The following is a 14497-nucleotide window of genomic DNA, read 5'->3' on the forward strand; positions in this document are numbered from 1 at the left end:
CAGGCATGGGCGTAAGCCGAGCGCTGTTGCTGTTGCTGTGTCTAGGGACTTGCCTCGGCGTTCTGGCGGCCGAGCCAACACCGTTACCTGGCAAGATCCGCGCAGCCAGTGAAGAGTGGAGCGACTATACCGGCGCTGATGGCCGGGGCATGGCTTGGGACATCTTGCGCGAGGTGTTCGAACCTGAAGGTGTGAAGCTGGAGATCCGCAGCGTCCCCTACACCCGTTCGATCGGCTTGGTGCAGCGCGGCGAGGCCGATGCACAGGTCGGTGCCTATCGCGATGAAACCGAAGGGCTGCTCTATCCCCAATGGCACTACGACGTCGATCATATCTATGCCTTGGGACTGGCCTCCAAGCCGTCACCCACACTGGAGACGGTCGGCAATTATCGGCTGGTGTGGATGCGCGGGTACGAATACAACGCCTATCTGCCCAACATCCGCCGTTTCAACGAAATCCACCGGGCGGTGGGTATCCTGCCGATGCTGCTGCATGATCGGGCCGATTATTACATCGACGCCTTGATGGAGATCCAGGGCGTGCTCGCCAAGGCCGACAATCCCCAGCAGTTCAAGCTCTCGCCGTTGATCAACCTGCCGCTGTACCTGGGCTTCGCCAACACCGAAAACGGACGGGCGCTGCGTGCGCTGTTCGACCGGCGTATGGAGGTTTTGGTGAAAAGTGGTCGGTTGAAACCGATTTTCGAGCGCTGGAAACAACCTTATCCTTTCGACGAGCACGGTAAGCCACCGAAGCCGTAATCAATCTCTTCGATAGTAATAGTCGACAATTCAGCCTAAGCGTCTGCCGGGACCTGCTGTTACAATGCCCTCCTCTGCGAATCTCCAGTACTAGATCAGGAGCACACCGGTGCCTGTCGTTTTTGTTGCCGCTTCCAAGCTGCCAACGCCCTTTGCGCAATTCACCATGCATGGTTTTCTGGATGAGGCCACCGGCCGCGAGCACGTTGTGCTGAGCCTGGGTGATATTGCCGACGGCGTTCCGGTACTGGGCCGCTTGCACTCCGAATGCCTGACGGGGGATGCCCTGTTCAGCCAGCGCTGCGACTGCGGCTCGCAACTCGAAGCCGCCTTGCAGGCCATTGCCCGCGAAGGTCGAGGCGTGTTGCTGTACTTGCGCCAGGAAGGGCGTGGCATTGGCCTGTTGAACAAGATCCGTGCCTATGAATTGCAGGATGGCGGTGCCGATACCGTGGAAGCCAACGAGCGCCTCGGTTTTGCCGCCGACCTGCGTGACTACAGCATCTGCCTGCCCATGCTCGAACACCTGGGCGTCAAGTCCCTGCGGTTGATGACCAATAACCCGCGCAAGGTCAAGGCGTTGACCGACATGGGCATCGTCGTGGCGGAGCGGGTGCCGCTGCACACCGGCCATAATCCTCACAACAAGCTCTACCTGGCGACCAAGGCCAGCAAGCTCGACCACATGATGGGCAACGAGCACCAGGGCGAGGTCGACCGGGCGTGACGCGGGGTCAGGTCCGGCGGCGATTGTCCATCAGTTGGTGGAAATACCTGGCGTTGGCGTTGCTGCCGCTGTTCGTGATCAATCTGGTCTTCGGCCAGGGCGAAGCGATCCTGCCGGTGTTGGCGATGCCGCTGTTCATCGCCGGCGTGGCCTCGATGTTCGTCAGCCTGCGATTCTTTGGCGCATACAAACACGCTTTGATCGCCACCCAGAATGCCCTCGATACCCCCGAAGAGCCCCAGGCCTGGATCACGTTGGCTGCCAGTCGGCGTGCTGCGTTCCTGGTCGCCGGGCTGCCGGCCTGGATCGGTGCCCTGGCGGTGTTCGTGGGCCTGGAAGCCGTGCCGCTGATGTTGCTGGCCTTGTCTTCCACGGTGCTGTTCTACCTGTATCGCCTTCCGCGTCAGCTCGGCTGATAGACCGCGGCGTCCCTATCGCGAGCAGGCTCGCTCCCACAATTGAATGATGGTGTCTGTTCGGGCGCGGTCCCTTGTGGGAGCGAGCCTGCTCGCGATGGCGGTGTATCAGTCCAAACAGTCGTCGACTGACAGATCGCATCGCGAGCAAGCTCGCTCCCACAGGGTAGGTAGGTTACAGGCCCAGCAACTGCAGCCGCCGGCGCACGGATGCTTCGATCCCAGCCTCGTCCAGCCCGCACTCGGCCAGCATTTGCGCAGGCTTGGCGTGTTCGACGTAGATGTCCGGCAGGCCCAGGTGCAGCACGGGCTTGAGGATGTTCTCCCGGGCCAGGAACTCACTGACCGCCGCGCCGGCGCCGCCCATGATGGCGTTTTCCTCGATGGTCACCAGCAGCTCATGGCTGGCGGCCATTTCGCGGAGCAGGGCTTCGTCCAGCGGTTTGACGAAGCGCATGTCCACGACAGTGGCGTCCAGGGTCTGTGCGACTTTCAAGGCCTCGGCCAGTTGCACGCCGAACACCAACAGGGCGGTCTGCTTGCCCTGGCGGCGGATCACACCCTTGCCGATCTCAATCGGCTCGAGGGTGGTCTCGATGGTCGCGTTCGGTCCGCTGCCACGGGGATAGCGCACCGCCGCTGGGCCATTGAACAAGTGGCCCGTGGTGAGCATCTTGCGCAGCTCGTTCTCGTCGCTCGGGGTCATCACCAGCATGCCGGGGATGCAGCGCAGGTACGAAAGGTCGAAGCTGCCGGCGTGAGTCGGGCCGTCTTCGCCCACCAGGCCGGCGCGGTCGATGGCGAACAGCACATCGAGATTCTGCACCGCGACGTCATGGACCAGCTGGTCGTAACCGCGTTGCAGGAAGGTCGAATAGATCGCCACCACTGGTTTTGCCCCTTCGCACGCCATGCCGGCGGCAAAGGTCACGGCGTGCTGCTCGGCAATCGCTACGTCGAAATAGCGTTGCGGGTAGCGTTCGCTGAAGGCCACCAGGTCCGAGCCTTCCTTCATGGCGGGGGTGATGCCCACCAGTCGCGAGTCCTTGGCGGCCATGTCGCACAGCCATTGGCCGAATACGGCGGAGTACTTGGGGCCACCGGCCTTTTTCGGGGCGGAGGCCGGGGCATCCAGCGGTTCGAGCTTGGTGATGGCGTGGTAACCGATAGGGTCGACTTCCGCCGGGGCGAAGCCCTTGCCCTTCTTGGTCACCACATGCAGGAACTGTGGTCCCTTGAGGTCGCGCATGTTGCGCAGCGTGGCGATCAGCGTCGGCAGGTCATGACCGTCGATCGGGCCGATGTAGTTCCAGCCCAGTTCTTCGAACAGCGTGCCGGGGACCAGCATGCCCTTGGCATATTCCTCGGTGCGGCGAGCGATTTCCCAGGCGCCGGGCAGGCGCGACAGGACCTTCTTGCTGCCTTCGCGCATGCTGGCGTAGGTGCGGCTGGAAAGGATCTTCGCCAGGTAGTTGGACAAGCCGCCGACATTGCGCGAGATCGACATGTCGTTGTCGTTGAGGATCACCAGCATGTTGGCGTTGACTTCCGGCGCGTGGTTCAGCGCCTCGAAAGCCATGCCCGCCGTCAGGGCGCCATCGCCGATCACGGCAATGGCCTTGCGGTCGCTGTTCTGCAGCCGGGAGGCAATGGCCATGCCCAGGGCAGCGCTGATGGAGGTGCTGGAGTGACCGACGCCAAAGGTGTCGTATTCGCTTTCGGAGCGCCGTGGGAATGCCGCGATGCCGTCCTTCTGGCGCAGCGTGCCCATGCGCTCGCGGCGACCGGTGAGGATCTTGTGCGGGTAGGCCTGATGGCCGACGTCCCACACCAGCCGGTCGTCCGGAGTGTCGAATACGTAATGCAGCGCGATGGTCAGCTCGATGACGCCCAGGCCGGCACCGAAGTGCCCACCGGTCTGGCCGACCGTATAGAGCAGTTCCAGGCGCAACTCATCGGCCAGGGTTTCCAGCTCGGCTTCACCCAGCCGACGCAAGCCGTCCGGCGTGTTGGCGCGGTCCAGCAGGGGCGTGGTCGGGCGTTTGCGGGGAATCTCTTGAAACGTCGTGGGCATCAGGCGAATCGTTATAGGTATAGAAAGAGGCGGCAGTTTACCTTATGCATCGCAAGCTGCCCACGCGTTGGCCGGAACTTGGCCGATACGCAGTCTGAAAGGTTGACCCCGTATCAGCTGCGTCGTTCGACGATATAGCGCGCCAAGTCGCGCAGCGGTTCGGCCGCCGCGTCAAACAGCCGCAACGCTTCCAGGGCCTGGTCGCGCAATTCCAGGGCGTAGGCCTTGGCGGCGTCAAGGCCTAGCAGGGCCGGGTAGGTCGGCTTGTCGCGGGCGATGTCCGCACCCTGGCGCTTGCCCAGGGTCTGGGTATCGCTTTCGACATCGAGGATATCGTCCTGTACCTGGAACGCCAGGCCGATGGCCCGGGCGTATGCCTGCAAGGCGTGCAACTGTTCTGGGGTGGCCCGGCCGCTGGCGAGGGCGCCGAGCTTGACGCTGGCTTCGATCAGGGCACCGGTCTTGTGCCGGTGCATGTATTCCAGCGCACCCTGATCCAGCTTCAGGCCGACCGAACCCAGGTCGATGGCCTGGCCGCCGACCATGCCGGCGGGGCCTGCCGCCAGTGCCAGGGTGCTGACCATATCCAGGCGGACCTGTGCCGGGCAATCGCTCAGGGACGGATCGAGCAGGGCGCTGAAGGCCAGGCTCTGCAAGCCGTCACCGGCCAGGATCGCGCAGGCTTCGTCGAATTGCTTGTGGGTGGTCGGCTGGCCGCGACGCAGGTCGTCGTCATCCATGGCCGGCAGGTCGTCGTGCACCAGGGAATAAGCGTGGATCAGTTCCACCGCACATGCCGCGCCGTTGGCCTGTTCGGCCACACCGCCCAAGGCTTCGCATGCGGCATAAGCCAGCAGGGGCCGCACACGCTTGCCGCCGTTCATCACGCTATAGCGCATGGCTTCGTACAGGCGCGCCAGCTCGGGGCTCGGCGCGGTAAACAAAGTGCTCAACGCAGCATTGACCCGGGCCTGGCTGCTGGCCTGATAGGCGCCGATCATTCAGGCTGTTCCGCGTCGAAAGGTTCTTCGGTCAGCTCGCCATCGCGCTCGAGCAGCAACTGCACCTTCTGCTCGGCCTGGGCCAGCGCCGCCTGGCAGTCGCGAGTCAGGCCGATACCTTGTTCGAAGGCAGTCAGCGAGTCTTCCAGCGACAATTCGCCGTTCTCCAGCCGTTCGACCAGCGTTTGCAGGTCGGCCAGGGATTGTTCGAAGTCCAATGCAGCTTTTTTGCGGGCCATGGCGGCTATTCCGGTTGACTGTTAAACCGGCGCGACACTAGCAGACATGGGGTTTTGGGGCAAATCAGGGCGGGTTACAGGTGGCGTGTTCGTTTGTGGCGCCCCTTTGCAGCATCTGCTCGCTATAAACGCAATCTCATGCCGCTGGATAATTGATCCGGTACCGAGTGCTGCGTCCACCTCCCGGTAAGCGCTCCAGACAGCCTTTTTCCAGCAACTCCGTCAGATGTCGGGTTGCCGTTGCCTTGGAAACCTTGGCTACGGCCTGGTACTGCGCGGCGCTGATACCCTGCTCAAAACCTTTTTCACCACCATCGAGCAACCGGTTAAGCACTTTGGTCTGTTCTGGCGTGAGTCCTGAGGCGCGATGAACCTGCCAGAACCGCGCCTTGCCCAGCACGCTTTCGATCTGCGCCATGGCTTTGTGCAAGCTGCGCGACAGGGTCTGCAGAAACCAGCTAAGCCAATCGGTGATATCCAGCGTGGCTTTCTGACTGCTTTCGAGTGCTCGGTAATAGCCTGCGCGGTCGTCAAGAATGCTCACGGACATGGCGTAAAAACGGATCGCCTGGGCTTCGCCCTGGGCCAGTGCGAGATCGGTGAGGGTGCGGGTCAGGCGACCTTTGCCGTCGTCGAACGGATGCAGGGTAACAAACCAGAAGTGGGCGATACCGGCCCGCAACAAAGGATCGAGTCCGGGTTGATGGCGGCTGGCCTCAAACCAGTCGAGGAACGTTTGCAATTGCCGTTCGAGACCTTGGCGAGGCGGTGCCTCGAAATGAACGGTAGGGCGGTCCAACCTGCCCGAGACCACTTGCATCGGCTCGTCCCCCCGCAGCGAACCTACGCGGATGTGCTGGTGGAAAAGTTCCTCCGCCTGCTCAGGGCACAGCCACTCATGCCATTCAAGTAGCCGCTCGACCGTCAGGGGCTGGCTGAAATGCCGGGTCGCATCCAGCAGAAGGTTTGCCAGACCCTCGCTGCGTGGGCTGACGGGGTTATCGCCGGCCCGCTCCAGGCCCAGGCGTCGGGCCAGGGACGACCGCACCGAGCCCACATTCAATTGCTCCCCTTCAATGGCCGAAGAGGTCACGATGTTCTGCAACAACGCGTCAAGTTCGTTCTGGGCGTTGAGCGCCTTAGTGACAGCGCCGGTCATTCCGAGCAATTGACCTTGGGTTTGTACGCATTCCCGTAGCAGAGGCGTTAACGCTTCAGGCTGCCAGTGAAAGTTGGGCCAGTCGGGCTGTTGCCAGATCCAATAGGGTTCCATGAGTCTCTCCATTCCTGGGATGAGCCGAATAATAATGCTATTCGGCTCATTTTGTGAGCCGAATAAATTCACTAATCGGCTCACGCTCTCCTCAAGACGTGATTTCCCACACAGAATCACGCGTTCCCCGATTGTGAATAACGCGCCGAATCGCTAACCTTCGCGCCATCTACAGCCCCCGTATGGCGGGCCCCTGACGAAACCTGAAAAAAGATAATCAATGCGCCGAGGAAGGGCGCCGGGTTGCGTTGTGCATGGCAGGAGGCATACATGCGTTTTCTTTCATTGCTGATCGCGCTGACGGTCGCACCGCTGGTGTGGGCCGAGCCTACGGCCGAGATGTCGGAGCCGGTGGGCGGCTGGCGTTACAGCGGCTTGCTCGATCGCACTGAAAACCCGCAGGTGGCCTATCCCACGCCGCCCATCGACCGGGGCGTGCAGCGCAATCGCACGATGATCGAGGGCCGGCTCAAGGCCATGGGCACCGCCCGTCCGCCCCACAGCCTGGCGGTCAATGGCAATCCACTGAATCTCTATACCGACGACGAAGGCCGTTTCGCCCGGCCGTATGCGTTCGGCGCCGGCTCCAACAGCGTCGAGGTCCGCAGCTCCGAAGGCAAGTCCCTCAAGCGTGTGCAGTTCTACGAGGCCAACAACCTGCGGACCCCGGCGCAGATCCGCGTGGTGTTGGGCTGGGACGATCCCAAGGCCGAACTCGACCTGCACATCATCACCCCCGACGGCCAGCACGCCTTCTTCGGCCAGCCGGCGCTGAGCAATGGCGGCGGCCTCGACCCGGACGGTGTCGATGGCCCCGGCCCCGAAATGTTCACCATGACGGCGCCGATGCACGGCACCTACCTGGTCTACGTGAACTATTGGGGCAACTACGGCGACGGCGGCTATAACTTCGACGAAACCAGCAACCAGAACGAGGTGATCACCTCGCAGATCAATCTGGTGCTCAACGAAAACACCGTCAATGAGAAACGCGAAACCTTTGTCGTGCCATTGCGCGCCATCGGCGATCTTTTGCTGGTCAAGACTTTCAACTACTAATTCCGCTCCACGGATGAACAGGCCCTTGTGAATATGAGCGACAACACTGCTTCCCCGACCGTGCCGACACCTGTCGCTAAACCTGCGCGCCGCTGGCCGGCGTTGCTGATCGGGCTGTGCCTGGTGGCCGGTGTCGCCGCCGGGTTGGGCTGGTTCATGCACAAGCCCAAGGCACCGCCCACGGCGCTGGCATTGGAAAAGCTCGGCCTGAGTCGTCCCGACGGGCTGCTCGAAGCCCATTCCCTGAGCCAGTTGCCCAAGGACCTGTTGGCGGTGCCGTTCCTCAAGGCCACGCTCACCGAGGATTTCGTCTTCTATTACCAGGCCCATGCCGACCGCCTGGGGCTGATCGGCAGCCTGCGCCGGATCATCTACGAGCATGACCTGAAGCTGCAGGACAGCCTGATCGAAGAGCTTTTCGACCAGCCGGCCGATGTGGCGCTGTGGCGCGGCGCGGATGGCCGGCTCAAGGATTTCCTGCTGGTGATGGACCGCGGCGGGTTGGCCAAGGTGCTGGAACCGCTGGCGAAAGTCGCCCTGGACGATACGCAGTTGAGCAAGCTCAGCGACCTGAAGGTCGGCGGCGATGACGTCGCGCTCTACCAGCTCAGCTACAACGCCAGCAAATCCCTGGTCTTCGCCTCCCATGGCGACAAGCTGGTGGTGCTGTCCGACCCGACCAAGCTCTATGACCCGGCCAATGGGGCGTCCGAAGAGCACGGCAGCGTTTCGACCACCGCACTGGCTGCGCTGCTCAATGGCGACAAACTCTTCACCGAAGCCTTCGGCCTGCCGCCCAAGGCGCCTGAGGTCAAGCAACGTATCTCGGTCAATGCCAGCGTGCTTGCCATGGGCTACCAGCGTTTCATCCCGAACTTCGCCGGGTTGCGTTTCGACATGGACGACAAGGGCTGGCACAGCTTCCTGGCCATGGACGAACTGGAGAACCAGCCGGATTTCGACTTCAAGCCGATCTGGCAAGCCATGCCCATGGGCGCGAGTGCCTGCGTGGCCTTGCCATTGGCCGCTGAACAACAGAAACCGCTGCTGGTGAAACTCGGTGCCGAGGAGAAAGCCGCCCAAGCCATGGTCGACCATATGGCCGGCGCGGCGGGCCTGTGCTGGTACGCCGATTCGCGGCTGTACACGCCGCTGCTGGTGGCCAGCCTGAACGAAGACGACGGCAAGATCGACGCCGACCTGGGCAACCTGTTCGGGTCGATGGTGGGCGCCTATGAAAACAATGTGGCCGAGCACGCGTTCCCGGTTGTCGAGAAGCAGGAAGGCTCGATGCATCATTGGCAGCGCCAGGTGAGCTCCAATTTCGGCCCGTACCTGGCCAAGGACTCGCTGCAACCCGATGCCATCACCGGCAAGGCGTTCATGCGGGTCAGCCTGGCGCGCCACGGTTCGACCCTGCTGTTCTCCCTCGACGACAAACTGGTGGACAAGGCCCTCGGTACCCTCGACAAGCGCTTCCCGCCGATGGCCGACGTGGTGCCCAAGGACCTGCTGATGCCGTTCTACTTCGGCCCGGACTCCATGGCCCAACTGATGCAGCGTGAAACCCTGGACAGCTTGCCCCAGGACATGGAACCGGTGTTTTACAACGCCGCGCAGACCTACCTGATTCCAAAACTGCGCACCCTCGGCGGTTATGGCAAATACGCGTTGACCCTGCCGGCAGGCAGCGAGCCGGACGGCCACTGGCAGTGGTTGCCGCTGGAATGGAAAGCACTGTGACCGGACTGATCCGCACGCTCGGGCTGATGGCACTGTTCCTGGGAGGGCAGGCGTTCGCCATGGAAGCGCCGTCGCTGGATGTGCAGCAATCCCAGGTGTTCCGTGCCTGGTTCGTGCGCATCGCCGAGGAGCAACTGAGCCGGGGCCCGAGTCCGCGTTGGTATCAGCAGGACTGTGCCGGGCTGGTGCGTTTTGCCGCCAACGAAGCGCTGAAGGTCCACAACGAAAAATGGCTGCGCAGCAACGGCCTGTCCAATCGCTACCTGCCGCCGGAGCTTGAGCTGAGCGACGAGCAGCGGCGCCTGGCCCAGCAATGGCAGCAGGGCGGCGGCAAGGTCGGGCCCTACGTCAACGCCATCAAGTTGATTCAATTCAACAGTCGCCTGGTGGGCCGTGACGTGGCCCAGGCCCGTCCCGGCGACCTGATGTTCTTCGATCAGGGCGATGACCAGCACCTGATGATCTGGATGGGTCGCTACATCGCCTATCACACCGGCACCACAACCCCTACCGACAACGGCATGCGCTCCGCAAGCCTGCAACAACTCATGAACTGGAAGGACACCCGATGGATACCCGACGCAGCCAACCCCAACTTCATCGGCGTCTATCGACTCAACTTTCTCTCCCAATGACCGGTGCCCGCATGCTGCGCTTGTGTTCGAAACTGTCCCTGCTGTTTGCCTTGTTGCTGGCCTCCTTCGTTCACGCCGAAGACACGGTGGAACCAAGCGGCTACACGCCGGTGTCCGGTGAAAGCTTCTTCCTGCTGGCCGACAGCAGTTTTGCCAGCGATGAGCAGGCCATGGTCCGCCTCGAGGCACCGGGCCGCGACTATCGCCGGTTCCGCATGGAGCCTTACGGTGGCGCCGATATCCGAGTCTATCGCATCGAAAAGCCCCTGGACTTCCTCAAGCGCCAGAAGAACCTGCACCGCGTCGTCAGCGACGGCCAGTTCAAGGGTGAAGGGCTTTCGAACACCCTCGCGTACCTGTGGGACAACTGGTACCGCAAGTCCCGGCGGGTCATGCAGCGGGCGTTCTCCTACGAGTCCCGCCAACAGGTCACCGAAGAAGTACCGGAGCTGAAGATCGGTGACGCTCTGGTCGCACCGACGCCTTACGAGGCTCCGGCCCAGTTCGCCCTGATCCCTGGCCTGCCGCTGGTCAGCCAATTCCGTTATCCGCTGTGGCAGGCCAAGCCGATCCAGCCGCCGGCAGGCGTCAATTTGGCCGGTTCGTCCAGCGAGTTCGTCAACGTCGCGCCGGGCAACGTCTACGTCCCGCTCGGCCAGCTCAAACCAGGCCTGTACCTGGTGGAAGCACTGGTCGGCAAGTACCGGGCGACCACCATGGTCTTCGTCTCGAACACCGTGGCGGTGAGCAAGATTTCCGGCGACGAGCTGCTGGTCTGGGCCGCCCGCAAACATGAAGGCAGCTCGGTGCCCAAGGTCAATGTGCTGTGGACCGACGGCCTGGGCGTGATGAACAGCGGTGCTACCGATGAAAGCGGCCTGCTGCGCCTCAAACACGTCAGCCCGGAGCGTTCGTTCGTGATTGGCGAGGATGAGGAGGGTGGGGTATTCGTCTCCGAGAACTTCTACTACGACAGCGAAATCTACGACACCAAGCTCTACGCCTTCACCGACCGACCGCTGTATCGCCCGGGGGATTGGGTCTCGCTGAAGATCGTCGGCCGTGAGTTCAAGAATGCCCGCGACTCGGTGCAACCGACGGCGGCCGACGTCAACGTCAGCGTGCTGGATGCCACGGGCACCGCGCTGCAGACCCTGGCCCTGAAACTGGACTCCAAGGCCGGTACCCAAGGCCGTTTCCAACTGCCGGAAAACGCTGTGGCCGGTGGCTATGAACTGCGCTTCAGCTACAAGGACCAGCTCTATAGCAGCGCCTTCCGCGTGGCTGAATACATCAAGCCGCATTTCGAGATCGCCTTGAACCTGGCCAAGCAGGAATACCGCACCGGCGAGCTGGTCAAGGGCAACCTCGTGCTGCTGTACCCGGACGGCAAGCCCGTGGTCGATGCCGCGGTGAGCCTGAGCCTGCGGGCCCAGCAACTGTCGATGGTAGACAACGAACTGCAATACCTGGGGCAATTCCCGGTGGAGTTGACCAGCAGTGAAGTGACCACCGACGGCCAGGGCGTCGCGACGCTCGAACTGCCGGCCGCCGACAAGCCGAGCCGCTACACGCTTACCGTGTTTGCCAGCGATGGCGCGGCGTATCGGGTCAAGACCACCAAGGAAATCCTCATTGACCGCGGTGCCGCGAATTTCCGCCTGAGCGCTCGCCAGCGTTTCAGTGCGGCCGGCGAGAAGGTCGCGTTCAGCTACGTCAACGAAGGCGGCAGCGAACAGAGCAAGGCCGTGACGCCGGCCGGCTACGCCTGGGTACGCCTGGAAGACCAGAGCACTGGCGAGGGCAAGCTGACGGCCAAGGACAAGGGCTTCACCGTGGCCTTTGACCGTCCCGGTACCTACAACCTCACCCTCAAGGACGACCACGGCCGGGTCATCGGCGCCGCGGCTCATGCGGTGACCGGCGAAGGCGTCAAGGCCGTGCCGGGCACCGTCGAGATCGTCCTCGACAAGCCGGAATACAAGGCTGGTGACGAAGCACTGGCACTGATCACCTTCCCGGAGCCGGTCAGCGATGCGCTGCTGTCCCTGGAACGGGACAAGGTCGAGGCCACGGCGCTGCTGTCCAAGGGCGGCGACTGGCTGAAAATGGAAAGCCTCAGCCCGACCCAATACCGTGCTCGCATCCCGGTGAAAGACAACTTTGCGCCGAACATGACGTTCTCGGTCCTGTACACCAAGGGTGGCCAATACAGCTTCCAGAACGCCGGCATCAAGGTGGTTACGCCGCAGATCGACGTCGCTGTCGTCACCGACAAGGCCACCTACCGGCCTGGCGACACAGTGACCGTGGACCTGAGCACCCAGTTCGCCGGCAAGGCGATTCCGGCGCACCTGACCGTCAGTGTCGTGGATGAAATGATCTACGCCCTGCAACCGGAAGTGGCGCCGACCATCGATCAGTTCTTCTATCACCCGCGCCGCAACAACGTGCGCACCAGCGCCAGCCTGTCGTTCATCAGCTACGACGTGGCATTGCCGGGCAGTCCGGGTGCGCCGGGCAAGGCCAACCGCAGCGAACGCGGAGTCAAGGTGCTGGAGCGGCCGCGTCGTGAAGATGTGGACACGGCTGCCTGGCAGCCGGAGCTGGTCACCGATGCCAGCGGCAAGGCCCGCTTCACCTTCAAGATGCCGGACTCGCTGACCCGCTGGCGCATCACCGCCAAGGCCATCTCCGACGACGGCCAGGTCGGTCAGAAAAAGCAATTCATCGCTTCGGAAAAACCGCTGTACCTGAAGTGGAGCGGCCCGACCCGGTTCCGCACCGGCGACAAGCCGCAACTGGGCCTGTTCGCGTTCAGCCAGTCGGATAAACCGTTGAAGGCGGAACTGCTGATCCGTTACGCCGGTGCCGAGCAACGTGTGGTGGCGGACCTGAAGAAAGGTATCAACTACGTGGCGCTGCCAGCCATGGAGTTGAGCAGCGGTGACCTGAGTGTTCAATTGCAGTTGAGCGGTGAAACCCAGGACGCCCTGGCCGTTCACCTGAACGCCGTCGGCAATGGCTGGCAGGTTACCCAAAGCCAACGCCTCGATGTTGCCGTCGGCGACACGCCACTGACCTTGCCGGCCGACGCCAGCGATGTCCGCCTGCGCCTGGACGACAGCCCGCAAGCGCTGTTCCGTTCCGCCCTGGACGACCTGTTGAGTTACCCCTACGGTGGCGTCGAGCAGACCGCCAGTAGCCTGCTGCCGTTGAGCATCGCGTACCCGACCCTGGCGTCGGACTCGCAGACCCGCGACCGCTTGCGCCTGATCATGCAGAACAGTCGCCTGCGCCTGGTGCAGATGGCCGGCCCATCGGCGAGCTTCACCTGGTGGGGCCAGGACGGCGAGCCGGATGCTTTCCTGACCGCCTATGCCTATTACGCCGACTGGCACGCCAGCAAGGCGCTGGACATCAGCCTGCCGCCGGAACACTGGCAGCGTGTACTTGAGGTCTACGCCAAGCAGGCCGGTGACACGCCGCTGTTGCAGCGCGCATTGATCCTGTCGTTCGCCAAGCAGATGCAACTGCCGGTGAACACCTTGCTCAGCGGTCTGATGGACGATCTGGCGAAGGCCGGTGCAGGCAGCGCCGGGAGCGTGATGGACAACGGTGACGACAGCCTGGTCATGAACGCACCGGATTCGGCCCTGGGGCTGGCCAGTGCTCGGGTACTGACCGCAGCCCTCGCCAAGCAGGCGAAAGTGCCGCTGCCGGATGCTTTCAACCGTCAACTGGCCGCCGCGCAACAGCAACTGGACGTCAGCGTCGAGCCGTTTGCCCAGGCCCTGGTGCTGTCGTTGCAAACCTTCGATCAGGCCCGAGCCGCCGCGTTGCTGGAACGACTGCTGCCACAACAGTCCACCCTGGAACGGGCCCTGGCCCTGACCTGGTTGCAGCGCAGCATCGAGCAGGCGTCGCCGGCCGTGGCGCTGGCTCCTGGCGAAGGTTGGAAAGCCCGCCAAGGCGCCACCGGGGAAACCTACTGGCAGTGGCTGGGCGCGCAGTTGCCGACCACGCTGACCCTCAGCGGTGCGCAGCAGCGTCCGTTGCAAGCGGCGCTGAGCTTCCAGAGCCAGCAACCACCAGTGGCACCGATGGCAGTGTCCATCACCCGTCGGTTGTCGCGCCTGGTACCGGGTGGCGATGCCTTTACCTTCACGCTTGAGGCCGTGGGCAACAAGCCGTTGTCCAGCGACAGCCTCTACCTGGATGAAGTGATCATCAACAGTAAGGCCACCGTACCGCTGCGCTACGGCATGCTCGAAGTACCGCTGCCGCCGGGCGCCGACGTGGAACGCACTACCTGGGGCATCCAGTTGCAGGGCAAAGCCGACAGCGAACCGACGTCGCTGGAAAAGGCGCGCTTCGAGCCGGGCCAGATGGCTTATGCGGTGCCGGTGGATGCCCTGAGTGGCGAACTGCGCCTGCGTCATCTGGTGCGTTTCTCCCAGAAAGGGCAGTTCAACCTGCCACCGGTGCGCTTCACTCAGGTCTACGCACCACAGAACCAGGCCTGGGAAAAGAAACCAGCGCTCGGCCAGGTCACGGTCAACTGAC

Annotated in this window: 11 protein-coding genes; 7 read left to right on the forward strand and 4 right to left on the reverse strand. The window is 62.9% G+C overall.

Translation table 11 applies throughout. The features are described from left to right. Nucleotides 1-5 precede the first annotated feature (5 nt). From ACODTO_RS09090 to ACODTO_RS09100, 3 genes are all read left to right on the forward strand, one after another. The gene (locus tag ACODTO_RS09090; RefSeq protein ID WP_489106309.1) at nt 6-764 is read left to right on the forward strand and encodes a substrate-binding periplasmic protein; all 759 of its coding nucleotides are present in this window, start codon (nt 6-8) and stop codon (nt 762-764) included. Nucleotides 765-873: 109 nt separating this feature from the next. Further along, nucleotides 874-1491, forward strand: a complete 618-nt coding sequence (gene ribA, locus ACODTO_RS09095) for a GTP cyclohydrolase II (RefSeq protein WP_175386442.1) — start codon at nt 874-876, stop codon at nt 1489-1491. After that, complete coding sequence (locus ACODTO_RS09100) at nt 1488-1907, forward strand: MFS transporter (RefSeq protein WP_139650207.1); 420 nt, start codon at nt 1488-1490, stop codon at nt 1905-1907. Before ribA ends, ACODTO_RS09100 begins: the two co-directional genes overlap by 4 nt. Nucleotides 1908-2082: 175 nt before the next feature. Here ACODTO_RS09100 and dxs read toward each other — a convergent pair whose 3' ends face one another. From dxs to ACODTO_RS09120, 4 genes are all read right to left on the reverse strand, one after another. Further along, nucleotides 2083-3981: a 1-deoxy-D-xylulose-5-phosphate synthase gene (gene dxs, locus ACODTO_RS09105; RefSeq protein WP_139650209.1), complete on the reverse strand. Its 1899-nt coding sequence runs from the start codon at nt 3979-3981 to the stop codon at nt 2083-2085. 113 nt (nt 3982-4094) lie between these two features. Then, complete coding sequence (gene ispA, locus ACODTO_RS09110; RefSeq protein WP_139650210.1) at nt 4095-4982, reverse strand: (2E,6E)-farnesyl diphosphate synthase; 888 nt, start codon at nt 4980-4982, stop codon at nt 4095-4097. Continuing rightward, nucleotides 4979-5221: an exodeoxyribonuclease VII small subunit gene (locus ACODTO_RS09115; RefSeq protein WP_003185917.1), complete on the reverse strand. Its 243-nt coding sequence runs from the start codon at nt 5219-5221 to the stop codon at nt 4979-4981. The genes ispA and ACODTO_RS09115 overlap by 4 nt, the downstream gene beginning before the upstream one ends. A 136-nt stretch (nt 5222-5357) precedes the next feature. Continuing rightward, nucleotides 5358-6494 carry a Fic family protein gene (locus ACODTO_RS09120; protein ID WP_489106310.1) on the reverse strand — a complete coding sequence of 379 codons (1137 nt, stop codon included), beginning with the start codon at nt 6492-6494 and terminating at the stop codon, nt 5358-5360. Nucleotides 6495-6764: 270 nt separating this feature from the next. Between ACODTO_RS09120 and ACODTO_RS09125 the strand changes: the two genes are divergently transcribed. The 4 genes from ACODTO_RS09125 to ACODTO_RS09140 are packed head-to-tail and all read left to right on the forward strand — an operon-like array spanning nt 6765 to nt 14496. Beyond that, nucleotides 6765-7553 carry a YfaP family protein gene (locus ACODTO_RS09125; RefSeq protein ID WP_139650214.1) on the forward strand — a complete coding sequence of 263 codons (789 nt, stop codon included), beginning with the start codon at nt 6765-6767 and terminating at the stop codon, nt 7551-7553. 33 nt (nt 7554-7586) lie between these two features. After that, a complete protein-coding gene (locus tag ACODTO_RS09130) occupies nt 7587-9296 on the forward strand; it encodes a DUF2138 domain-containing protein (RefSeq protein ID WP_175363212.1) in 1710 nt (569 codons plus the stop codon). Nucleotides 9297-9322: 26 nt separating this feature from the next. Then, a complete protein-coding gene (locus ACODTO_RS09135) occupies nt 9323-9931 on the forward strand; it encodes a DUF1175 domain-containing protein (RefSeq protein WP_241801658.1) in 609 nt (202 codons plus the stop codon). After that, nucleotides 9928-14496, forward strand: coding sequence for an alpha-2-macroglobulin family protein (locus ACODTO_RS09140; RefSeq protein WP_489106355.1), 4569 nt, complete (start codon nt 9928-9930; stop codon nt 14494-14496). The genes ACODTO_RS09135 and ACODTO_RS09140 overlap by 4 nt, the downstream gene beginning before the upstream one ends. The last annotated feature ends 1 nt before the right edge of the window (nt 14497 follow it).

This window comes from Pseudomonas sp. FG13, assembly GCF_057809755.1.

Excerpts from the sequence above, each read along its gene's own strand:
- ACODTO_RS09090 (WP_489106309.1), top strand. The coding sequence starts at position 6 with ATGGGCGTAAGCCGAGCGCTGTTGCTGTTGCTGTGTCTAGGGACTTGC.
- ispA (WP_139650210.1), bottom strand. The coding sequence starts at position 4,982 with ATGATCGGCGCCTATCAGGCCAGCAGCCAGGCCCGGGTCAATGCTGCG.
- ACODTO_RS09115 (WP_003185917.1), bottom strand. The coding sequence starts at position 5,221 with ATGGCCCGCAAAAAAGCTGCATTGGACTTCGAACAATCCCTGGCCGAC.
- ACODTO_RS09140 (WP_489106355.1), top strand. The coding sequence starts at position 9,928 with ATGACCGGTGCCCGCATGCTGCGCTTGTGTTCGAAACTGTCCCTGCTG.
- dxs (WP_139650209.1), bottom strand. The coding sequence starts at position 3,981 with ATGCCCACGACGTTTCAAGAGATTCCCCGCAAACGCCCGACCACGCCC.
- ACODTO_RS09130 (WP_175363212.1), top strand. The coding sequence starts at position 7,587 with ATGAGCGACAACACTGCTTCCCCGACCGTGCCGACACCTGTCGCTAAA.
- ACODTO_RS09120 (WP_489106310.1), bottom strand. The coding sequence starts at position 6,494 with ATGGAACCCTATTGGATCTGGCAACAGCCCGACTGGCCCAACTTTCAC.
- ACODTO_RS09135 (WP_241801658.1), top strand. The coding sequence starts at position 9,323 with ATGGCACTGTTCCTGGGAGGGCAGGCGTTCGCCATGGAAGCGCCGTCG.
- ACODTO_RS09125 (WP_139650214.1), top strand. The coding sequence starts at position 6,765 with ATGCGTTTTCTTTCATTGCTGATCGCGCTGACGGTCGCACCGCTGGTG.